The sequence below is a fragment of the Paraliomyxa miuraensis genome, from assembly GCF_026337845.1.
In the GTDB taxonomy this organism is placed as follows: domain Bacteria; phylum Myxococcota_A; class Polyangia; order Nannocystales; family Nannocystaceae; genus Paraliomyxa; species Paraliomyxa miuraensis.
In genome coordinates, this window is record NZ_JAOVZF010000124.1 from 33,427 (window position 1) to 54,479 (window position 21,053).

Here is a 21,053-nt window from a genome sequence, read left to right on the forward strand (position 1 = left end):
CGGTGCATCCCCACGTGGCCTGCCACGATCACCGGCTCCCCCTGGCCTACGGCGCGAGCCGAGCGCGGTACAGCGCATGCACACCGTTCTCGGGCATGGCCTCGTAGATGATCTCGTCGGGAGCGTCGTGTAGCTGGGTCAAGAGGCTGGCGCTTCGGTGCACGCGGGGGGCGAGCGTCACCGCGGGGCCTCCCGTGCCGTCGAACAGCAACAGCGGTCCGTACTCGATGCTCGTGCCGACCTGGGTCGTGAGCACGCGGCCGTCGTCGAGCACGAAGTAGTCGTGGTTCACGCGGTCGGCGAGCTGCCGTGCCGGACCTCCGGCGTCGTCGAGCCGCCATAGCTCGAATCCACCATCATATGGCGTCTGCACGAGCACGTGCACGGAGTCGTCGTCTGGATGTGGATAGAGGAAGCAATTCCAGCAGCTCCACACCGGCTGCGGCGTCTCGCCTTCGTACCAACGCGACCACGTGTACGAGCCGTTGCTCTCATCGAGCTGGCCAAGCCACACGAGCCCGTCGTTGCGCACCACCTCGATGCGCATGCCCTCGGGGGCGACGAGCTCCCGTACGGGGTCCAGCCGAAACCACCGTTGCACGGCCGAAGGGCCCAACGACGAAGTGGCGAGCAGATCACCGCCCCACAACCCGAACCACCACGAGGCAGGCAGCCCGAGATCCAGCGTCTGCTCGGCCCCCGTTCGTCGGTCGTGGAGCACCAGTGGTGCGAGCGCATCGGGATCGAGCACGGGGCCCCGGTACACCATGGCGTCGCTCGAGGCGCTCCACGATCCGGCCTCCTCGAGCTCCAGCGTGACGGTGCCCGTGGTGGGCTCCACGCTGCGGACCGCGAGGTCGGCGGTCTGCACGAACACCCGATCCTCGAGTGCCCTGGGAAAGACCCCGTTCGCGAGGTGATCGATGAGGACGTCGTCGACGAGCGTGCGCACCTCGACATCGGAGCCCACGACGTCGAGCGCCATGAGCCGGCCCACGGTGGCCTCGGTCTCGACGTGGAAGGTGACCCACTGATCGCCCATCCTCCGCGCGCCGCAGCCTCGTCGGGCCAAAACGGTGGGCGAGGGGTCGTCGTAACCCGCGAGTCGGACGAGGTCCCAGTCCACGCACGCGACGAGGGCATCGCCCCAGCGCCCCACGTAGCTGGGCTCGGTGGGCAGCACGGTGCTTCGGTCACCACAGCGATCGATCACCAAGCCGTGTCGTCCGGTCGTCGTAGGGCCCTGCACGTCATCGATGCTGCTGACGATCACGTGGAGATCCCCACCGTCGATCACGGGCCTGGTGAAGACGACCTGCTCGTCGTCCTCGAGCCGCAGCAACTCCACGGGTCCCTGTCCATCGCACTGCGGCTCGAAGTACACATCGGCGGGATCCACCACGTCGTCGCGGCACGCGACCAGGCACAGCGACACGACCACCGAGCGTTTCATCGAGTTGCACGGTAGCGGAGGTCCGACCACGCCCCAAGCGGGGGACCCCGGGGCGGGGATCCCCGCGGACGCACGAGGGGTCGCTACGATCGCGAGATTCGACGGAGCCTGGGGCGCGATGGACGGAGCCGACGACGCGCTCGGCCGGCCGATCTGATAGCGTGCTCGCCCAACGAGGCAGCACGATGATCGAACGACCTTGGATTGCTCCGCGCCTGCTCACCCTGAACCTCACCCTGACCCTGACGCTCGCCTGCGGCGACGACGGCGGTACGACCGGCGCGGAGGGGTCGAGTACGGGCTCGAGCGCCACGTCCACCGGCAGCACCACGGCGCCGGGGACCACCACGTCCGACGAGACCAGCGCGGGCTCGAGCACCGCGGGCTCGAGCACGACCAACGACTCGGCCGACTCCGGCTCCACCACGGCCGAGCCCACCACCGGCGACGGGTCCACGACCGTCGGCATCGATCCCGACGGCCTCTCGTTCTTCGCGACCAGCGTGGGCAGCGGTGACGCTGGCGGAGACCTGGGCGGGCTCGAGGGGGCCGACGCCACCTGCCAGGCCTTGGCCGATGCAGTCGGCGAGGGGGCGCGGACCTGGCACGCCTACCTGAGCACCAGCACGGTGGACGCCCGCGACCGGATCGGCGACGGCCCCTGGTACAACGCCGCCGGCGACATGGTCGCGACCGACGTCGAGGCGCTGCACACCAACGGGCTGTCCAACGGCGATCCCCAGCACGTCCTCGACGAGAACGGCGACGAGGTGCCGGGCAACGAGCACGACATCCTGACGGGATCCGAGGAGGACGGGACCTACTTCCCCGATGCCACCTGCGACGACTGGACCTCCAGCGGCGGCGGCGACCAGGCCCGGGTGGGGCACTCCGACATCCCCGGCAACCCGATGTTCAGTCCGTCGTGGAACTCGGCCCACACGGTGGGGGGCTGCCGCGCCGGCGACCTGCAATCGACGGGGGGCGCGGGGCGGCTGTACTGCTTCGCGATCGACTGAGCGGATCGAGCCGCCGGGCTCGGCCCGAGCGCGCACTCCCGCGAGGCGACGGCTCGGCCCGGAACTCACAGGCACACGCGGTTGGACGGCTTGCCACGCGAGCAGTTCCCGGTGCCGCTGCAGCACGGCGTGGAGGCAGTGCAGCCCAGGCCTTCGTCGGGCAGCAGGCAGGCACCGCCGCCGCAGGCATCGGGGCAGGAGCCGCCGCAGTCGATGCCCTCCTCGTCGCCGTTGGCGATGCCGTCGAAGCAGGTGGGGCAGGCATCGGGGCAGGAGCCGCCGCAGTCGATGCCCTCCTCGTCGCCGTTGGCGATGCCATCGACGCAGGTGGGGCAGGCGTCGGGGCAGGAGCCGCCGCAGTGGATGCCCTCCTCGTCGCCGTTGGCGATGCCGTCGACGCAGGTGGGGCAGGCGGTGGAGCAGGAGCCGCCGCAGTCGATGCCCTCCTCGTCGCCGTTGGCGATGCCGTCGAAGCAGGTGGGGCAGGCGTCGGGGCAGGAGCCGCCGCAGTCGATGCCCTCCTCGTCGCCGTTGGCGATGCCGTCGAAGCAGGAGGGGCCGCACGGCAGAGGGCAGGAGCCTCCGCAGTCCACGTCTCCTTCGTCCCCGTCGTGGATCCCGTTGGTGCAGGTCGGTGCGTCGAACGTCTCGGAGACGGCCGAGACCCAGTAGGCCGCGGTGCGGATGCTGTCGGGGTCGCCGTAGTGGCAGCCCGTGCCCGAGATGCAGCGCTTTTGTTCGATGTGGATGAACCGTGCGGACACGGCCGGGTGGTTGCCATCGTGGCTGCAGATCGGGTTGGCGATGTCGTTGTCGCCATTGTCGGTGACCCCGTTGTAGTACCGCGAGAGCGTATTGTGGCTGCCGTAGCGGTTGCAGGTGGTGACCCCGTCGCCGCGGTAGGTCACGGACCAGTTGGAGTGGGCTTGCTGCAAGGCGATGGCGAGCTGCGCGGCGCCGTCGTTGGTGAGCACCGGGCTTCCGTCGCCGTTGCTCATGAACACGTGGTCGCTGCCGCAGGTCGAGACCCCCATGGCATGGAACTGCAGCGCGTAGAAGCCCGGATGGACGCTGGAGAAGTCGGAGACTCCGTCGACCTCCTCGACCCCGTAGTGGGCGGCGATCGCCTTGCCTGCGGCGTAGAAGGTGTCGATGTTGTGGGCCGCGTCGGCCTCGTAGTACGGATCGCCGTCGGAGCCGGTGATGTGGCCCTGGCAGATGCTCGGCGCCGAGTTGGCGTAGCGATGCGAGCCCGCGATCAAGGCCGAGCGCGAGCGCGTTCGTTCGAATAGATCGACGACCTCGGTCTCCGTGTAGAGATCGACGCGAACGTGCGGCGCTTGGAGATCGATCTCGTTGACCGCGTCGGGCGCGTACAGGAACGTACCCCAGCCGAGGTCGGCGTAGCCGTCGACGTCGGCATCGAGGAATTCGTGCAAGACGCAGAAGACGCGCCCGTTCGACGCGAGCGTCGACACGCGATAGTGCTCGTCGAGGCCGGCCGGGATGGTGGCGTCGCAATCGAACGATCCATCGTCCATGTCGCTCATCATCTGCTCGACGACGAAGCCGAACTCCAGCGACTCCGTCACGCCGGGGAACGTGTAGAGCTCGGTGGTGGCGGCGGGAGCCGCAGACTTCACGCAGGCGATGAAGTCCATCAGATCCGCCGCCGCGTCGCATGCGAGGTCCTGGATGCTCGAGACGGCATGCGGGGACGACGAGTTCCCACCATTCGGACCGTTCGGACCGCTCGGACCCTGGCCACACACGAGGAGGTCCACCTCGTCCGGCGAGTTCTCGCATGCAACACTGTTCCCACCCGCTACGGCCGATGTGGACCCGACGATGGCTCCCAGCGAGGCAGTGGCGAGAAGGGTGAGGGATACGATCCTCGTGTCCATCATGCGAATCATCATTGGTAGATGACTCGGCCGGTGAGTTCAATGAAAAACGTACGTTCGTCCTCGAACCGGGTTCCCGGTGGAATTACGGGAACGATGAGGTCATCCGAGGGAGCGAGTCAGGATGAATCATCAGAATGGAGCATCGGAATGGATCGATTGGGCCGCAGGCGGCCACTGGGCGGCCACTGGGCGGCCACTGGGCGGCCACTGGGCGGCCACGGGACTCGCTCTCGGTCGGTCCTCGCTCACGCCTCGGTCGGCCCGAGGTACCGCGCCAGCGCCCACGCGGGAAACACCTGGCGATAGAGCCGATAGTCGAGCACGGCGGTGTTGAAGAACACGCCGGTCGCTCGCTCCTGCGGCCAGCCGCCGTGCTGTTCCTGCCGCTCGAGCAAGAACGCCACCCCGCGATCGATCGCCTCGCGCTCGTGGGGCGCGACCTCGAGCAGGGTGAGCAGCGCCCAGGCGGTCTGCGTGACGGTGCTGGGCTCGTCCTCGGGCAGCGGGGTGGGGGTGCCGGTCATGAGCCCGGTGTAGTCCTCGCCCCAGCCGCCGTCGTCGCGCTGCGCGGCCACCAGCCATCGCCCAGCGCGAACGAGCGCGGGATGCATGGCCGACAGCCCCGCCGCGCGCAGGCCCGCGGCGGCGAAGAAGGTGCCGTAGGTGACGTCGATGCCCCAAAAGCCCGGCCAGCCCCCCTGGGGCTGCTCGGCGCGCAGCAGCGCCGCGGTGCCTCGCTCGATCGCCTGGCGCACCCGACCGCGCAGCTCCTCGGGCAGACCCTCGGGCAACGACTCGCCCAGCGCGCGCTCGGCCACGGCCAGCCCCCGCACGCAGCTGCCCGTGCACTCGGTGTAGGAGTACTCGAGCATGCAGTTGCCGTAGATCTCGGCGGGGTTGTAGTTCCGCAGGACCATGGGCCCCCGCCGGGGCTCGTAGCTGCCAAAGCCGCCGTCTTCGTTCTGGCGCCGCAGCACGAACTCGATGGCGGCGAGCTTGCGCCCGAGCTGCAGCCGTCCGGCCTCGTCACCAAAGCCGCGGTGCTCGGCTCGCATCAGCGCCTCGAGGGCCTCGGCCGTGCAGTCGCTGACCGGCCAGGGGTGCCGCTCGTTGGCAAAGCCCCAGCCGCCATGGGCCGGCTCGCGGTAGTGCCGGGCGCCCCCGAGCAGCTCCTGCTGGATCTGGGCGGTGGGCAGCCAGCGGCAGGCACGGCGCACGAGCTCGACCGCGCGCGGCAGGGCCGGCCCCTCGCACAGCGCCTGCACCATGAACGAGGTGTCCCAGATGTCGCTGCGGGCGCCCGCGATCCGCAGGCCCTCCTCCTCGTCTTCCCACACCCAGTACTCGAGTCCGCGCAGGGCCGCCGACAGCTCGGGGTGATCGGGATCGGTGGCGTGCAGGCTCAGGCAGAACAGCATGCCGTTGACGGGCGACAGGCACACGTGGTCGGTGCTGCGAAACTCGTAGAGGATGTGATCGAGCGCGACGTCGAGGGCCCGCTGGCGCAGGCGCGAGGGCACCAGGCGCTCGGCCGCGCGCATGAGGGAGAACACCGCCTGCAATCCGCGGCTGAGGGGCTCGTAGAGGTCGCCCTCGCTGATCGTGTCGCGGCAGCGGGCGAAGCGAGCGGGATCGTAGCCCTCGGGGTAGAGCTCGTGGCGAATCGCGTCGAGCTTCGCGTCGCTGCGACACACGAAGCGCTTGCCGTAGAGGAACGACATCCCGAGGTAGATGAGCCGCATGTGGCAGTAGAGGCGCCACGGGTGCAGCGGGGTGCGGTCGGGCAAGAGCCACAGCTCGGGGAGGATCGGCTGCATGCTCTCCCAGGGGTAGAGGCCCAGCATGGCCAGCCACGCCCGCCCCCAGGTGGGCACCTCGTATGCGCCCCCGCGCTCGCGGATGAAGGCCATCGCGCCCGCGACCATGGGATCGCCGGGCGGGTGACCGAGCAGGCGCAGCGCCACGTAGGCGAGCACGGTGTGGAACAGGTAGGACGGGCTTTGGGGGTGCATGCCAAAGCCGCCGTCGTCGCGGCGCTGGACCTCGAGCGCGCGGCGGATCCGGCGGGCGCGCCCGGGCTCGATGGGGCGCCCGAGCATGTGGCACAGCATCACGTACTGGCTCGCCAGCATGGAGTTCCACACCACCTCGCCGGCCACGCGGCCATCGGCGTGCTGGCGGGTGCCGAGGTAGTCCACCGCGCGCGCGTAGCCGCGAAGGGCCCTCGCGCGGAGCGTCGCCCCGGCCGACGGAGCCGGATCGTCGAGTCGAGCGAGGGAGGGCGCGGCGAGGTCGGTCGCTAGGGCTTGGGCGCGAGGATGAGGAACCATTGGTGCGGAAGGAAGGTTTCCTCGCGCTCGAGCGAGAAGCCCGCCTGCTGCAGCTCGGCCAGGGCCGCGTCGCGGGACACCCGATGCTCGGGTGCGGGCGCGATGTTGCCGGGCGGCGTGGCGTCGGGGCGGAAGTCGAGGACCGCGAGGCGTCCGTTGGCCGTGAGGGCGGTACGGACCTTGGCGAAGTAGCCCACGCGATCACGGATGAACGCATAGGTGTTGGCGGCGAAGACCAGATCGATCTCGCCGGCGGGGAGCATGGGATCGTCGTAGATCGCGAGGTGGGGCTGGATGTTGGGGGTGCCCCAGGCCTCGCGATGCTCGAGCAGGTAGTCCTCGAACTCGCCGTCCACGTCGACCGCGAACACGCGACCCTCGGGGACCGCGGCGGCGAGGCGGCGGGTGAAGTACCCCGAGCCCGCGCCGATGTCGGCCACGGTGGAGTGCTTGCTGGAGAGCGGCAGGGCACGCACGACTCGATCGGGCAGCTGCCAGACGTCGCGGTCCGAGCTTTCGAACACGGCGATCATCGCCTTGGGGTCGTCGTAGTGCTGCGGCGGTCCGGAGCTGCCACGGGGGGGGCACCCGGACAGGAGCGGGAGGGCCAGGGCCAGGGCGACGGGAGCGACGGGCGCGATGCGGCCCGCGGAGGCCAGGCGGGACACGAGATCCCGGACGTGCCAGGGCAGGGCCCACGCGCGTGCGCGTCGTCCGGGGGGCGGGCGGGGCGACGACGACATGCGGCCAGGGTGTCACGGGTGGGGGCCGGGTGTGAAGGGCAGGACGGGGAACGAGGATCCGCACTGCGGAGCGGATCACAGGGGCGTGGTGGCGCACCACGGCCCCGTTGCTCGCGATGGGGCGGTTTTCGGGGACTTGGGCCCGCGGTGGAGGTCGGGCGGGGGACGTTGACGCCGTACGAGGCTATGCTTCGGCCCTCCGTGACCCGCGCTGCCCCCCATCCGCAACGGACTCCGCAACGGACGTCGAAGCGACCGCGTCCGATCCCGCTGGAGGACCCGCAGGCGGGCCGCTGGTGGAGCCGCTGCGCTCGCACGCTGCTGTCGGTCGTGCGCCATCCCGTGCGCAGCTTTCGGGTGTGCCCCGAGCCGATCGCCCACGGCCGGGTGATGCGCCTGTTGGCCACGGTGCGGCTGCCGGCCTGGCTGCTGCTGGTGGTGCTGCTGGCCGTGCGGCACGTGACGGCGATGGAGGGCACCGGGGTGCCGGTGCGGGCGATCCACGTGATGGTCGATCCGTCGCTCGCCCGGGTGCTCTCGCTGTGGATCCTCTTGATGGTCCCGGTGGGGCTGCCGTTGCTCTACTTCAACGAGGGCCTGGTGGCGCACGTATGGGTGGCGTTGACCGGGGGCGCCTCGCGATCGATCGGCGCGAGCATGCGCGCGTGCGGCTACGTGCTGGCGCCCGTGCTGGCCGTGGTGGGGCTGGTCGACATCCCGCTCTACCTCGGCTACATGCCGGGGATCGTGTACTTCGGGGTGCTGGGCGCGCTGGCGCTGGTGCACTGGGTGCTGCTCGGGATGGCGCTGGCCAAGACCCACCAGATGGGCATGCTGCGCGGGTGGCTGGTGGCGTTGCAGCCCACGCTGGTGTTCGTGATCGTCACGCTGCTGCGGGCGCTGCCCGAGCTGACGGAGATCCCGGGATTGCCTCCGGTGGGGGGCGGGTACGCGATCCCCTGAGGAAGGGCGAGCCTGCCGCCAAGACTAGGCCGGGCCGAGCGTGGGGCAGCCCCAGGGGATGGTGATCTCCACCAGCATCGGCTCGGGGGGCGGGGCGGCGGCGCTGGCGAAGTGCTCGTCGAGGCAAGCCGCGAGGCCGGGCAGCGAGTCGCGATCCACCAGCTCGAAGGTGGGCGCCTGGCCGGCCTCGGGGATCGTGATCGCCAGCTTGAACTGGGGCGCCTCGGGCGAGGCCTCGAGGCACGGCTGGGCGAAGCTTCCGATCCAGCTCAGCGTGGTGGCCAGCGTCTCGCGCGGCAGCTCGGGGCCGCCGGAGTAGCCGCGCACGTTGACCGAGACCGAGGGCCCGCCGCTGGGGCACTGGGGCGACGACGAGGACGAGGTCGACGACGCGGTACCGCCCTGGGTCGGCGAGTCGGGGCCGGCGGTGCTCGCCTTGCGCTCGGCACAGCCGAGCAGCAGCGGCAGCGCGGGCAGCCACACCATCATCCATGCGCGCGAGGGGGCCTGGTGCATGGCGGTCAGACTACCGCCATTCGTGGAGCGGATGCTCGCCCCGGGGGCAATCACAGCAGCCCGTCGATCACCGAGCCGCCGTCGACCATCGAGATCGGCCGCCCGCTGCCGCTCATGCGGGTCTTGGTGGGATCCATCCCCAGCGCGGTGGCCATGGTGCACATGAGGTCGGGTACCGTGACCGGATGCTCGACGATCGCGTGGCCGTCCTCGTCGGTGGCACCGATCACCTGCCCCCCCTCGATCCCGCCGCCGGCCAACAGTGCGTTGCTGACGGCCGGGTAGTGATCGCGACCGCCCCGGGCGTTGATCCGCGGGGTTCGACCGAAGTCACCCATCCATGCCACGAGCGTCTGGTCGAGCAGCCCGCTGGCGCCGAGATCGTCGAGCAGGGCCGACAGCGCGGTGTCGAGGGGGCCGCACAGGCGGCGCACCCGATCGTAGTTGTCCTCGTGGGTGTCCCAGCCGCGCAGGCCCACCTCGACGAACGGGACCCCGGCCTGCACCAGGCGTCGCGCCATCAGGCAGCCCTGGCCGAAGCGCGAGTCGCCGTAGCGCTCGCGCATGGAGGCGGGCTCGCGCGAGAGCTCGAACGCCTCGGTGGCCGAGGACTCCATCATGTGCAGCGCCTGCTCGACGACGGCCCGGTGGTCGCCCGCGGACGAGGACGGGTGCGCGTGCTGGAAGTCGGCCTGCAACGCGCGCCACAGCGCCGCGCGATCGGAGCGACGCTCGTGGGCCACCGCCCGCGTGGGCTCGAGGTTGCGCACCGGACGTAGGGGATCGGGCACGACGAACGGCGCTCGCGAGGCGCCGAGCAGACCCGGCCCCTGACCCGGAGCGCCGATGACCACGTAGCCGGGCAACGACGCGGACGGCAGGGCATCGGCCACCCACGCGCCGAAGGCCGGGTGCTGGGCACCCCCCTGGGGGGGCTGGCCGGTGTGCATGAGATGGCGGGCCCGGTCATGGTTGCCCTCGCGGGCGGTGAGCGAGCGAACGAGGGCCACGCGATCGAGGCGCCGGGCGATGCCGGGCAGGTGCTCGCTGACGCGTACGCCGGGGATCGCGGTGGGGATCGCGGTGATGCCCCCGGCGGTGGGACGACCGGGCTTGGGGTCGAAGGTGTCGAGCTGGCTGGCCCCGCCGTGCATGAACAGCAGGATGCATGCGGTGGCTCGGCCCGAGCGAGGCGCCGGCGGCTCGCGGGATGAGGCGGCACCGCGGGCGCTGCCGGGGACCCGCATGGAGGCCAGGGTGCCGAGCGCCAGGGGCAGCCCCAGGTGCAGGCCGAGTCGGATCGCGTCGCGTCGCGTGATGGGCATGGCGGAGCGTCAGTGGTTGGTGAGGAACTCGCTGCTGAGCAGCATGGCGTGCATGGCGTCCTCGTAGGCGGCTCGGTCGTGGCCGCGCTCGTCGAGGAACGAGCGGAGCGCACGCTGCTGCGCGGGCGAGGCGGGGCGGCCGTAGATCCGCCGCGCGAGCGCATCGATCCGCACCGAGGGATCCGGCTCGGTGCGCAGCAGCAGCTGCAGCGCGCCCGCCGAGGCACCCACGGCCTGGTTGGTGAGCTCGCCGTTCAGCAGCAGCAGCGCCTGCGGCACGTTGCCGCCGAAGTCGTCGATGGCGGCGCCCTCGTCGTCGTCGAACGCCTGCGCGTAGTCGCGGCGCAGCTGCTGGCGACGCCGATCCACCCCCTTGGCGAAGGCGCGGCCGTGGACGTCGTCGAGCCCGGTGGCCACGAGGAGGCTGCGCAGCAGCGGCGAGGCGGGCAGCGGGCGGACGGCGGCCTGGGCGAACGCCTGCTGGCGGGCCTTCGCGTCCGGCCCCCCCGGCTCGGGTCCCTCGGCGCGACGCTGGTAGGCCGGGCTGAGGACGATGCGACGCACGAGGTGGCGCAGGTCGTGATCGTGGGCGACGAAGTCGTCGGCGAGCCAGGTGAGCAGCGGCGGGTGCTCGGTGCCCACGGGCGCGCCGAGGTCGTCCCAGGGCTCGACGATCCCACGGCCGAACAGCCGAGCCCAGGCGTGGTTGACCGCGGCCCGGGGCAGCAGCGCCGAGGTCACGAGCCCTCGTGCCAGCGCGTCGCGTCGCGTCTCGTCCTCGCGCGGCGTGGCATGGAGCCCGGGAAAGCCGGGGGCCACGCGGGGACCGCTGCGATCGCCGGGGGCGTCGTGCTCGGTGGGCAGGTGCATCTCGCCGCGGCGGCGGTCCACGATCTTCGGTACACGGGCGCCGTCGACGTTCTCCAGCCGCACCTTGGTGCGCGCGTAGTAGGCCGCGAGCCCGTAGAACTCCGGCTGCGTGAAGCGGCCGTCGGGGTCGTCGTGGCACTGGGCGCACTGGAGCTGCAGACCGAGGAACGCCCGTGCGGTCTGTCCCGTGAGCGCCTCGACCTGGTTGCCGCGCCCGTGCGCGGCGAGGAACGCCGCCGCGCCGGCGTCCTCGCTCCCCTGGGCGGTGACGAGGTCGGTCACGATCTCGTCCCAGCCCGCTCGAGCACGTAGCTGGTCGCGTAGCCAGTCCTGCAGCGCCTGGCGCAGGCGTGGGCGATCGCTCGTGCCTTCGAGCAGGGTGTCGGTGAGCAGCTCGCTCCAGTGAGCCGCGAATTCGTCGCTGGCCAGCAGGGCATCGACCACCACCGCGCGGCGATCGGGGCGGGGGTCGGCGGCGAAGCGGTCGAGCTCCTCGAGCGTGGGGATCCGGCCGACGAGGTCGAGGCTCGCCCGCCGCAGGAACCCCGGATCGTCGACCTCGCCCACCGGCTCCACCCCGGCGGTGCGCCAGTGCTCGGCGATCACGGCGGTCAAGGGGTCGGCCGCGGGTGCCCGTACGGCGAGCGGGGTGGGGGTCGGTGATGGAGGCTCGCTGGGACGCTCGGTGCCCGAGCAAGCCATCGCGAGCAACGCGAGCGCGCCGATCCGAGTGGTTCGTGCCGCCGACACCGCAGACCATGGTGCCCGTGGTCGAAGACGGGCGCTGCCGGCTTCACCAAGTCTTTACGGTGATGCGCAGGGACGAGCGGTCCCTGTAAGCCAGGTGAGGAACTGGAGTTATGGGCCCGTGCGCGCACCGTCATGGTGGAGCCTGGGCATCCTCGCGGGCGCATGGCTGACCACCGCGGCCGGGGCGGCCGAGCCCGCCAGGGCGTCCGAGCCCGTCGCGGTGGAGGAATCGGTGGCAGGAGCCGCGAGCGAGCCTCCCCGGGTCGAGCTTCGGTGGACCGGACCCGAGGACTGCCCGGCGTCCTCGCTGGGCGATGCGATGCGCCGCTTGCTGGAGGGCGCCCCTGCGGGTGACGCGATCCTCGTGGAGGCAGAGGTGGAGGCGCACGCGGACGCCGCGGGCGAGGACTGGCGCATCGTCACCACCTTCGAGGCGGGCCCGGGGCGGTCGGGCTCGCGCACGTTCCGTGCCTTGAGCTGTCGTACGGTCACCCAGGCGGCCGCGCTGGCGATCGTGCTCGCGGTCGACCCGACCGCGCTCGATCGCTTCGAGGGCCTGCCGCCGTCGCCTTCCGAGCTGCCATCCGAACCGCCAGCCGAGCTGCCAGCCGAACCGCCGGCCGAACCGGCGGCCGAGCCAGCGCCGCCGCCACCGGGGCCCGAGTCGGTGCCGCCACCCGAGACGCACGAGGCGGACTCGCTCGAGCCGGTCGCGCTCGGGCCGATCGTGGCGGCCGATCGCCCGACGGAGCCGGCATTGCCGTCGTGGCAGGCCCTGGTGGGGGTGGCGGGCTCGATCGACGGCGGTGCGCTGCCCGGGCCCGGCGGCGGGTTGGCGGCGACGATCGGCGCCCAGCGTCGCCACTTCCGGGCCGAGCTCGCGGGGGCCCATCGCTTCGCGACGCGGCGCGCGTCCGAGGTCGACCCTCGGGCGGGGGGTGCATTCTCGCAGTGGGCGGTGGGCGTGCGCGGCTGCGGGGTGCTGCGTCCGGCCACGATCGCGGTGGAGCCGATGCTGTGCCTCGGCCTCGAGGCGGGCCAGACGATCGGGCGTGGCGTGGGACTGCTCTCGCCTCGAACGACGCGCCAGCCCTGGCTGGCCCCGGTGGCGGCCGCCGGCCTGGCGTGGCCGGTGCGCCCGTGGCTCGCGCTCACCCTGCGGGGGGCGGTCGGGGTGCCGCTGATGCGCCAGGACTTCTCGATCACGGGCCTGGGGGTCGTGCACCGGCTGGGACCGGTGCGCGGGGAGGGCCTGGGGGGGATCGAGCTGCGATGGCCGTGAGTGTTTGGCGTCGGATCACGGATCGCGGCCGCGCCGGGAAAGGGGGGTCGGTGGCCTCCATCGACCAGTGCGGCTCGGGTGCGGCCGGTTCCGATGCCGATCCCGACGCCGGTTCCGACGCCGAGCCCGATCCCTGGCGCCGCGAGCTGGCCGAGGTCTACCGTGCCCATGCCGACTTCGTGCTGCGCTGCGCGGCCCACCTGGGGGTTCCCGAGGCCCACCAGGGCGACGTGGCCCATGACGTGTTCATCATCGCGCACCGGCGGCTGCCCGACTTCGACGAGGCGCGAGGGAGCCTGCGCAGCTGGTTGTTCGGGATCACCAAGCGGGTGGCGATGCATCACCGACGCGCCACGGCCCGGCACCAGCGGCGGCTGCGGGTCGTGCCTTCGCCCGCGCGCCAGCCCGGTCCCGACGAGGAGGTGGCTCGGCGCCGGGTGATCACGCACATCGAGCACTTCCTCGCGCGCCTGGCCCCCGGCAAGCGCCTGGTGTTCGCGCTCGTGGACATCGAGGGCATGCCCGCGGTCGAGGTGGCGCGCTCGCTGGGGATCAACGTCAACACCGCCCATGCCCGCTTGCGATCGGCGCGACGAGCCTTTGCGGACTACCTCGAGCAGCTCGAGCGCGATGCCGAGGGGGAGAAGGACGACGATGTCTCGGCTTGATCCCCACGCGCGGGCGATGCTCCGCGCTTATCGCAACGCCAAGGCGCAGGCCCCCGAGGACCAACGGGCGCTGTGGTCCCGCATCGAGTCCTCGCTCGACCAGGGGGCCCTCGGTCCGCCCGTGGAGCCCGCGGCCGCGCCTTCGTCCCCGATGTGGGTGGTGTCTGCGATGGTCTCGATGGCGGTGGCGGCGGCCGTGATCGCGGCGCTCTCGCTGGTCCCCGGGTGGAGGGCCAGCCGCAGCGTGCAGGGGGAGCCCACGGCGGCGCCCCACGGAGCCGTGCCGGTCGAGCCGGCGGCGGTGCAGCCGGGTGAGCCGGCGGCGGTGTCCGAGGCTTCGGTCGCCGGTCATCCGGGCGAGCCTCCGAGGGCCGAGGAGGGCGATCCCACGGTCGAGCCGCGGCGTCGCGTCGCCTCGCCCGAGCCGAGCCGAGCGTCCGCGCGTCCATCGATGGCGCCGTCGTCGACCGAGGCCGTCGACGAGCTGCAGCTCGAGCTGGCCATGATCCGTCGGGCTCGCGAGGCGCTTCGCGAGCAGCACCCCGAGCGCGCGCTCGAGCTGCTCGAGGCCCACGCCAAGGCGTTTCCCGCGGGGCAGATGCTCGAGGACCGCCTGGTGCTGCGCATCGAGGCGCTGTGTGCCGCGGGCAAGGGTCCGCAGGGGCGGGCCGAGATCGCGGCGTTCCTGCGCGACTTTCCCCGCTCGGCCCATGCCGTGCGCGTGCGGCAGAGCTGTCGGCAGTGACGGGCGCGCGCTCGATCGCCGAGCCATCCCAAGGCGCGGCCTCGCGGGCACGGATCGGGCGCGTGCCGGGAAGAGCGGGGCAGACGTCATGCACGAGCTTCGCAATCCCATCCGTCGTGGTGGTCGGATCGCCGCCGCCCTCCTCCTGCTCCCCGTCTCCGCGTGTGGCATCGGCACCGGCGTGCTGGGCGATTACACCGACACCGATCCCGGCACCGGATCCTCCTCGGACACCGGCGCCGACTCGGCCTCGAGCGGCGAGCCGCAGTGCACCGAGGATTGCGATCTCGAGTTCGCGGTGACGCACCTGTCCGCGGTTGGCTTCGAGCTGCGCCCGATCCACCTGCTGGGCAGCGACACCTGCGAAGGTCCGCGGTGCCCCGCGTCGGTGAGCCCGGCGCCGGTCGAGGGGCAGGCGATCGTCGCCTGCGCCGACACCCAGGAGGCGGCCGACTCGCCGCTGGGCATCGAGGAAGCCTGTCGCCTCTCGCCCGCCTGGCTGGGGACGCGCTTCGACGTGGGCTTTGCCACGCCCGTCGAGCGCGGCTCGTTCGAGCGCGTGCGGCCCGACCCGGCCGATCCCACCCGCGAGGAGCCCTACCTCTGGTTCCCCGAGGTGATGGTGCTGCAAGGGCCCGGCACCGCGCTGCGCGGGGACTTCGTGGAGGGCAGTGCGGGGGATGGCGATCGCATGACCCGCGTCGTCAACGAGTCCTGCGCCGCGCGGCTGACCGCGCTGGGGATCCCGTGGACGGAGGACCAGCTCGAGACGCAGTGCGTGGGCACCTGGGACGACGGGGGCGTGCTGCGACCGCTGCGGATGGATCCGGACGTGGTGTTCTCGCCCACCGAGGGCTTGCTGAGCACCCGGATGGGATCGTCGTGCGACACGCCCGAGGCGGGGGCCGACACCTGCTGCTCGGCGTGCGACCGGCTGCTCAGCCCCGCCACCGTGGCGCGCTACGGCGTGGGCCCCGGGGGCGTGGAGCGCTCGGCCAACGACGGCACCGCGATCCCGTGCAACCCGCAGAACGACCCGATGGTGGAGTGTCGCGAGCTGGTGTTCGAGGTCGAGCGCGGCCCCGCGATGCCCTACACCTATGCGTGGGACGGCCCTACCCAGGCGTGGCCCCTGCCGCTCTACGACGAGCTGCGGCAGACCCACCCCGACGATCGCCCGCTTGGCCTCGAGCCCATCGGTGCCCCGTGTGCGCACTCCACCGAGTGCGACGACGGTCAGGAGTGCGTGGGCAACGATGCGGCGGGACGGGCGTGCACCGACGGCGACGACTGTGTGGATCGAGTGTGTCGCCTGGAGTGGTTCGGCACCTGCTCGAGCGTCACCGCGTTCGAGGGGTGGTGCGTCGACCAGCGCTTCGATCCGCGGTCGGCCGGCGCGTGCATGGTGGCGCAGGCCGACTTCGCCGACGGCAGCGCGGGCGATCGCCTGTCGCAGTGCGACGCGAACGGCGATGGCCTCCTCGACGAGGCGGCGTGCTGCGACCCGGCGTTCGGCGGAGCCCCCGGCTGCGATCCCACCGATCAGCAGGACCTCGTCGCGGTGTCGGCCTACGATCGGCACCCCTCGCTCGACCCGGTCGCCGCGTGTCTGTGCGATCCGGGGCAGCCGGCCTCGTGCGCCGACGCGCTCGACGCCTGGTGCGAGGCCCCGCTGGGCACGGCCAGCGATCCCGGCCCCGCCTCGCCTGCGGGCGACCATGCGCTGCCGCTGGTGGAGGCCCGCGGGGGCCTGCGCTGGGACGAGGACCGCGCGCTGCTCGACGTGCGCCTGGCCACGCTCGGGCACGTGTCTCGGGCCGACGTGGAGGCCTGCGCCGAGGCGCGTGGGCTCGTACGTGGGCGCAGCGTGGCGGACGGCTGGATGGCCAACGCCGTCTTCATTCCCGAGCGGCTGGCCGACCACGATCTGGCGCTGTGCTCCGGCTCGACCTACCGCCTGGTGTTCGCCGGGTCCGACGCCGAGCACCACGTGCGCTCGGCCGGGCAGGGGACCCTCGACGGGCGGGCCGAGCACGTGATCGAGACCCCGCAGCTGCGCATCGTGCCCGACTCGCTGTTTCCGACCGACAATCTCGTGATCGACAGCTGCACTCGATTCGAGCTCGCGCTGAGCAATCGTCCCGATCCCAGCGCCGCCAACCTGAACAAGCTCGAGCTGCGGGCCGGAGACCCCGACGGGCCGGTGGTGGCCGGCGGCCCGGGCTGCGATCCCGAGGCCAGCCCGGCCGAGGTCGCGGCCGGGGCGATCCCCTGCCTCGACTTCGATCTCGGCGACGACAGCCTCGGCCGGATCGCGTTCTTCGTGGACGAGGGGGTCCACGGCACGGTGCTGCAGACGGGCACCACCTACTTCGTGGTGCTGCCGGGGGTGGAGGAGATCTCGCAGATGGCCGATGCGGACGCCTATGCGGCGGCATTCCACGATGCGTGCGGCATGCCGCTGGTGCTGGGCAGCACCCCCGAGGCACTGGCGCTATGGGAGCAGAGCTTCACCGTCGACGAGGCGTGCCCATCATAGAGCGGGCATGGAGCGGGCATGGAGCGGGCATCGAGTGGTGCGTCGTCACTGGCGGCCGTCGAGATTGCGACAGGTCGCCGACGACTCGACCGTGCCGGGATCGGGATTGGTGCCCATCAGGGTGTCGACCCACGGCACGGTGAACGCGTGCCAGTAGCGCTCGTTCTTGAAGTGGTGCAGGCGATGGCCCCGCCAGATCGATCGATAGTAGCGCGAGCGAGGGCGATAGGGGGTGTGCGTGAGATAGTGGATCCACTCGTAGAGCAGCGCCGCCGCGGCCATGGCCGCCATGCCGGTGAGTGCGACCCCGAGGCGCTCGGTGATCGCCCACCACACCAGCGTGTTGACCGGGATGAGCGCCACGATCACCGACCGCGGGAGGAACACGAAGTCGAGGTTCCAGGGCTCGCGGTGGTGGGCGCGATGGGTTCGGGCTGCCAGCGGGTCGATCGTGCGGCCGCGCCAGCGAAGCGGACGCATGTGGAGCACGTGGATGTGGAGCACCCACTCCTGGAACGGCCAGTAGATCACCACTCCGAGCACGGCCCCGAGGTCGCCGAGCGCGAGGTCTCCGTGCCACGAGCGCAGCGCCAGCAGCACCAGCAGGTAGGCGGCCAGGAGTCGCGGGCTGCCGTGTCGGAAGAACAGGGCGGCCGCCTGGGGCAAGCGCTCGACCGAGTCGAGCCGAGACCGCGGTCGCGAGGTGCTCATCATCCGCTAGCGTAACGCAGCCGGGATTGGCGTACACTGCCCCGACATGCGAGCGCGGCACAGGGGGCGAGGGATGGCGACGTTGGCAGGCGCGTGGGCAGCGGGGGGGCTCTCGCTCTCGGTGCTGGTGATGGGGATGGGGATGGGGATGGGCGTTGCGTGCACGGTGGAGCCGAGCGACCCCAATCCCATCGTTCCGCCGCCGCCCACGTCGTTCGGCTCGGACGGCCCGACCGACGACGACGAGAGCACGGCCGCCACGTCGACCACCACCGAGGGCGTGGACGACACCTTCGACGACGGCAAGCTCGACACCCCGCCGCCGATGCTGGGCGGGTGTCAGTACATCGACTTCCTGTTCGTGATCGACAACTCGGAGTCGATGCAGACGTTCCAGATGGCGCTGACCGAGCAGTTCCCCGACTTCGTGACCGCGATGTACGACGCGCTGCCGCCCAACATCGACGTGCACGTGGGGCTGACCACCACCGACTTCGACGACGGCTGCGACGCGCAGGAGGCCACGATGAACTGCCAGAGCACCGCCACGCTGCCGGAGGTGCAGGCGCACTACCTGCGACCCGACGAGACCAACGACGGCGGCAACGGGACCCAGGGGCGGCTGTTCGAGTTCGGGGGGCGCACGTACTTCGAGACCAATTCCAACGACGACCCGGGGCAGCTGAGCACGTGGTTTTCGCAGGCCGCCGTGGCCGCGGGCGAGGACGGGTGCTCGTTCGAGATGCCGGTGGCGGCCACCGGGTTCTTCGCCCACCCGGCCAACGCCACCGCCAACGAGGGGTTCTTGCGCGACGCCAACGCGCTGCTCGTGATCTTCTACCTCACCGACGAGCCCGACAAGTCGGTGGAGAGCAAGGACCTCTACGCCCAGATGGTGCGCGACGCCAAGGCCGAGTGCGGCGGAGATGCGTGCATCTTCGTCAGCGGGCTCGTGCCACCGTGCATCGTGGACGTGAACCAGAAGCTGTGGCAGTTCATGAACCTGTTCGATGAGGATGAGCCGATCTGGGGGGACATCGAGCTGACCGGCGGGTATGCGAACGTGTTCGGCGATGCGCTGGCGGGGGCGATCGCGGAGGCGTGCGCCAACGTGCCGGTGGGGTAGGGGGCGGGGGCGCTGGGTCGTTGCGGTGCCCTACTCCTCGAACGCCCCGCGCAGCGCCTCGAGCACCTCTTCGAGGCCCTCGAGCACCTCCTCCACCTGCTCGGGATCCACCTCGTCCTTGCGGCGCACCAGCTCGTCGGCGAGCACGTCGAGGCCCGCCACTCGATGGCGCAGGCCCGCAACCAGCTTGCCGATCGGCTTGGGAGGAGCAGGGCGGTCGGTCAGGTCGCCGATCACCTTCTTGAGGTCGATCACCGTCATCGTCTCGATCGTCTTGGGCCGGTCGTGGCCGGGAATCACGATCGGGACCCGACCGGTGAGCTTGCGGCGGATGTCGGGCGCCAGCGGTACCAGGTGGTAGAGCTTGGAGGGTCCGAGGTGCTCGAGGCGCGTGAGCTCGCGGGGCTCGGTCTCGGCCCATTCCGACAGGCGGATGGCGCTCTGGATCGTACGCGGCGTGAAGGGCATGGCCGTCTCGACCCACGACAGCCACTGTCCCGGCTCGAGCTGCTTCCGGATCTGCCGCATGCGGTCACCCATCGCGACCACCGTGGCGACCACCTTGGCGCCGGCCTCTCGCTGGAGCGCCAGGATCTCCTTGGTCAGCCGCGCGACCTCCCGGTTGCGCGTCCAGTCGGTGGGGTCCTCGGTGCGTCGAGCCGGTATACGTGCCATTGGTCGTCCAAACTCTGTTCTGGCGGTCCATGCGAAAACGTTTTCGCGTCCTCAACCAACGCCGAAGGCGGACCTCTCGGCCCGCCTTCGGCTGCTTCCCGCACCGGCCTCGTTCACACCGGTGAGCCCGGCTCACGCCACGGCGGCCTCGGGCTCGCTGCCGTGGCCGACCTCGGCGGCCCTCCGCCGCGACCGCGCCTTGGCCCGGCGCATGTATGCGCTGCCGAACACCGCCGCTCGCCGGGGCTCCTTGCGGAACGCATAGCGCCCGGCCTCGCGCAGGTCGGCGACCCGCTTGGCCAGGTGGGTGTAGGCCCGGTCGCGCAGCACCTTGGCGGCCTCGTGATCGCCAGTGGTGCGCGACTCGGCCAGCCCGGCCGTGATCTCCTCGGCCACGCTGCGGGCCGCTTCGGCCTGCTCCGGGGCATCGAACGTGTCGTCACCGTCGAACGCGGACGGGTGCTTGCCGAGCAGCGCGGCGAGGTTGACCAGGTCCTGCACCAGATCGGCGATGCCCTCGCCCTGCACGATCTCGTCGACGACCCGGAGCGCGGCCGCCTCGTTGCGCAGGTTCCAGCGGCATGCCGCCACGATGTCGGCCCGCAGCTCGATCCCCGACTGCTCGCGCTCGCGCTGCGCCTCGGCCTTGCCGCGATCGCGAGCGACCACCCACTGCGACTGGGCCTGCCGCGTGGCCGCGACCGCGAGCGGAATGGCGTCGATTGCCGCTGGATCGACGCCGACCTCGACCAGTCGCTCCCACGTGTCGTCGCCCTTGATCGCAGCATGGAGGTCGCTGGCTTCTTGGAGGGCGACCGCGATCGGAGTGATGGGGTTGATGATGTCGTCCGGTGCGATGGCTTCGAGGATCGGGCGCAGGGTATCGAGCTCACTGGTCATCTTGGGGGTCCTTCGTTGGTGCTGATCTCGTTGGCGAGGCCACGCTCGCCGGGGTCAGTGTTCGGGATCCTTCTCGATTGACGAGGTGTTTTTCGTGGTGGGCAGGGTTCCGATGTGAACCCGTGCGACTTGCTGGGACGAGGTCGGTGGGGGTGGTCGACAAGTGGCCGACCCTCCGGTCGAGAACGGGTGGGGGTCGAGAAGTGGCTGGCCCCCGGTCGAGAACGGGTGGGGGAGGTCAAGAAGTGGCCGACCTCCGGTCAAGAACGGGTGGGGGTGGTCAAGAAGTGGCTGGCCCCCGGTCAAGAACGAGTGGGGGAGGTCAAGAAGTGGCTGACCCTCGGTCAAGAACGGGTGGGGGACGGTCAAGAACTGGCCGACCCCCGATCGGGGGTCGTGCTCACGCCGTCCGAGCTCATCGAGAAGCTCATGGCCCTGATCCCGCCTCGTACGAGGTCGCCCTGACCCGTCTTGCAGGCGCGCCGGACCTCTGGTGCACCGCACGTCCGGTGTCCGACCACCGCACGCTCG

The 21,053-nt window shown here is 71.5% G+C and carries 18 protein-coding genes; 8 read left to right on the plus strand and 10 right to left on the minus strand.

Features of this window, described 5'->3' with window-relative positions:
* Positions 1–46 precede the first annotated feature (46 nt).
* A complete protein-coding gene (locus OEB96_RS02000) occupies positions 47–1,453 on the minus strand; it encodes a hypothetical protein (RefSeq protein WP_266213695.1) in 1,407 nt (468 codons plus the stop codon).
* A gap of 185 nt (positions 1,454–1,638) precedes the next feature.
* Between OEB96_RS02000 and OEB96_RS02005 the strand changes: the two genes are divergently transcribed.
* Positions 1,639–2,472: a hypothetical protein gene (locus OEB96_RS02005; protein ID WP_266213696.1), complete on the plus strand. Its 834-nt coding sequence runs from the start codon at positions 1,639–1,641 to the stop codon at positions 2,470–2,472.
* Between the two features lie 65 nt (positions 2,473–2,537).
* Here OEB96_RS02005 and OEB96_RS02010 read toward each other — a convergent pair whose 3' ends face one another.
* The 3 genes from OEB96_RS02010 to OEB96_RS02020 form a co-directional block, all read right to left on the minus strand.
* Positions 2,538–4,115, minus strand: a complete 1,578-nt coding sequence (locus tag OEB96_RS02010) for a hypothetical protein (RefSeq protein ID WP_266213697.1) — start codon at positions 4,113–4,115, stop codon at positions 2,538–2,540.
* Between the two features lie 509 nt (positions 4,116–4,624).
* A complete protein-coding gene (locus OEB96_RS02015) occupies positions 4,625–6,577 on the minus strand; it encodes a prenyltransferase/squalene oxidase repeat-containing protein (protein ID WP_266213698.1) in 1,953 nt (650 codons plus the stop codon).
* Between the two features lie 101 nt (positions 6,578–6,678).
* Positions 6,679–7,452: a class I SAM-dependent methyltransferase gene (locus OEB96_RS02020; RefSeq protein ID WP_266213699.1), complete on the minus strand. Its 774-nt coding sequence runs from the start codon at positions 7,450–7,452 to the stop codon at positions 6,679–6,681.
* Positions 7,453–7,653: 201 nt separating this feature from the next.
* Between OEB96_RS02020 and OEB96_RS02025 the strand changes: the two genes are divergently transcribed.
* Positions 7,654–8,415 carry a hypothetical protein gene (locus OEB96_RS02025; protein WP_266213700.1) on the plus strand — a complete coding sequence of 254 codons (762 nt, stop codon included), beginning with the start codon at positions 7,654–7,656 and terminating at the stop codon, positions 8,413–8,415.
* Between the two features lie 24 nt (positions 8,416–8,439).
* Here the strand turns inward: OEB96_RS02025 and OEB96_RS02030 are convergent, their stop codons facing one another.
* Genes OEB96_RS02030 through OEB96_RS02040 form a run of 3 tightly spaced genes read right to left on the minus strand, consistent with a single transcriptional unit; the run spans position 8,440 to position 11,876 of the window.
* On the minus strand, positions 8,440–8,931 hold the full coding sequence (locus tag OEB96_RS02030) for a hypothetical protein (RefSeq protein WP_266213701.1): 492 nt from the start codon (positions 8,929–8,931) through the stop codon (positions 8,440–8,442).
* A 50-nt stretch (positions 8,932–8,981) separates the two neighbouring features.
* On the minus strand, positions 8,982–10,256 hold the full coding sequence (locus OEB96_RS02035; RefSeq protein WP_266213702.1) for a DUF1501 domain-containing protein: 1,275 nt from the start codon (positions 10,254–10,256) through the stop codon (positions 8,982–8,984).
* A 9-nt stretch (positions 10,257–10,265) separates the two neighbouring features.
* Positions 10,266–11,876: a DUF1549 domain-containing protein gene (locus tag OEB96_RS02040; protein WP_266213703.1), complete on the minus strand. Its 1,611-nt coding sequence runs from the start codon at positions 11,874–11,876 to the stop codon at positions 10,266–10,268.
* 118 nt (positions 11,877–11,994) lie between these two features.
* On the opposite strand from OEB96_RS02040, the gene OEB96_RS02045 reads away from it, so the two are divergent.
* The 4 genes from OEB96_RS02045 to OEB96_RS02060 all read left to right on the plus strand — a co-directional run bounded on the left by OEB96_RS02045 (position 11,995) and on the right by OEB96_RS02060 (position 17,110).
* Positions 11,995–13,158: a hypothetical protein gene (locus OEB96_RS02045; RefSeq protein WP_266213704.1), complete on the plus strand. Its 1,164-nt coding sequence runs from the start codon at positions 11,995–11,997 to the stop codon at positions 13,156–13,158.
* A gap of 50 nt (positions 13,159–13,208) precedes the next feature.
* A complete protein-coding gene (locus tag OEB96_RS02050; protein WP_266213705.1) occupies positions 13,209–13,826 on the plus strand; it encodes an RNA polymerase sigma factor in 618 nt (205 codons plus the stop codon).
* Between the two features lie 16 nt (positions 13,827–13,842).
* Positions 13,843–14,571, plus strand: coding sequence for a hypothetical protein (locus tag OEB96_RS02055; RefSeq protein WP_266213706.1), 729 nt, complete (start codon positions 13,843–13,845; stop codon positions 14,569–14,571).
* An 88-nt stretch (positions 14,572–14,659) separates the two neighbouring features.
* On the plus strand, positions 14,660–17,110 hold the full coding sequence (locus OEB96_RS02060; protein WP_266213707.1) for a hypothetical protein: 2,451 nt from the start codon (positions 14,660–14,662) through the stop codon (positions 17,108–17,110).
* A 45-nt stretch (positions 17,111–17,155) separates the two neighbouring features.
* Here OEB96_RS02060 and OEB96_RS02065 read toward each other — a convergent pair whose 3' ends face one another.
* On the minus strand, positions 17,156–17,824 hold the full coding sequence (locus OEB96_RS02065; RefSeq protein ID WP_266213708.1) for a sterol desaturase family protein: 669 nt from the start codon (positions 17,822–17,824) through the stop codon (positions 17,156–17,158).
* Positions 17,825–17,903: 79 nt separating this feature from the next.
* On the opposite strand from OEB96_RS02065, the gene OEB96_RS02070 reads away from it, so the two are divergent.
* Complete coding sequence (locus OEB96_RS02070) at positions 17,904–18,947, plus strand: hypothetical protein (RefSeq protein ID WP_266213709.1); 1,044 nt, start codon at positions 17,904–17,906, stop codon at positions 18,945–18,947.
* A gap of 30 nt (positions 18,948–18,977) precedes the next feature.
* On the opposite strand, the gene OEB96_RS02075 is transcribed toward OEB96_RS02070, so the two are convergent.
* Positions 18,978–19,622, minus strand: a complete 645-nt coding sequence (locus tag OEB96_RS02075; protein ID WP_266213710.1) for a DUF3102 domain-containing protein — start codon at positions 19,620–19,622, stop codon at positions 18,978–18,980.
* 132 nt (positions 19,623–19,754) lie between these two features.
* Positions 19,755–20,522, minus strand: a complete 768-nt coding sequence (locus tag OEB96_RS02080; RefSeq protein WP_266213711.1) for a hypothetical protein — start codon at positions 20,520–20,522, stop codon at positions 19,755–19,757.
* 189 nt (positions 20,523–20,711) lie between these two features.
* On the opposite strand from OEB96_RS02080, the gene OEB96_RS02085 reads away from it, so the two are divergent.
* The gene (locus OEB96_RS02085) at positions 20,712–20,987 is read left to right on the plus strand and encodes a hypothetical protein (RefSeq protein WP_266213712.1); all 276 of its coding nucleotides are present in this window, start codon (positions 20,712–20,714) and stop codon (positions 20,985–20,987) included.
* Positions 20,988–21,053 lie beyond the last annotated feature (66 nt).

Excerpts from the sequence above, each read along its gene's own strand:
- OEB96_RS02000 (WP_266213695.1), bottom strand. The coding sequence starts at position 1,453 with ATGAAACGCTCGGTGGTCGTGTCGCTGTGCCTGGTCGCGTGCCGCGAC.
- OEB96_RS02005 (WP_266213696.1), top strand. The coding sequence starts at position 1,639 with ATGATCGAACGACCTTGGATTGCTCCGCGCCTGCTCACCCTGAACCTC.
- OEB96_RS02020 (WP_266213699.1), bottom strand. The coding sequence starts at position 7,452 with ATGTCGTCGTCGCCCCGCCCGCCCCCCGGACGACGCGCACGCGCGTGG.
- OEB96_RS02030 (WP_266213701.1), bottom strand. The coding sequence starts at position 8,931 with ATGCACCAGGCCCCCTCGCGCGCATGGATGATGGTGTGGCTGCCCGCG.
- OEB96_RS02035 (WP_266213702.1), bottom strand. The coding sequence starts at position 10,256 with ATGCCCATCACGCGACGCGACGCGATCCGACTCGGCCTGCACCTGGGG.
- OEB96_RS02055 (WP_266213706.1), top strand. The coding sequence starts at position 13,843 with ATGCTCCGCGCTTATCGCAACGCCAAGGCGCAGGCCCCCGAGGACCAA.
- OEB96_RS02060 (WP_266213707.1), top strand. The coding sequence starts at position 14,660 with ATGCACGAGCTTCGCAATCCCATCCGTCGTGGTGGTCGGATCGCCGCC.
- OEB96_RS02065 (WP_266213708.1), bottom strand. The coding sequence starts at position 17,824 with ATGATGAGCACCTCGCGACCGCGGTCTCGGCTCGACTCGGTCGAGCGC.
- OEB96_RS02075 (WP_266213710.1), bottom strand. The coding sequence starts at position 19,622 with ATGGCACGTATACCGGCTCGACGCACCGAGGACCCCACCGACTGGACG.
- OEB96_RS02080 (WP_266213711.1), bottom strand. The coding sequence starts at position 20,522 with ATGACCAGTGAGCTCGATACCCTGCGCCCGATCCTCGAAGCCATCGCA.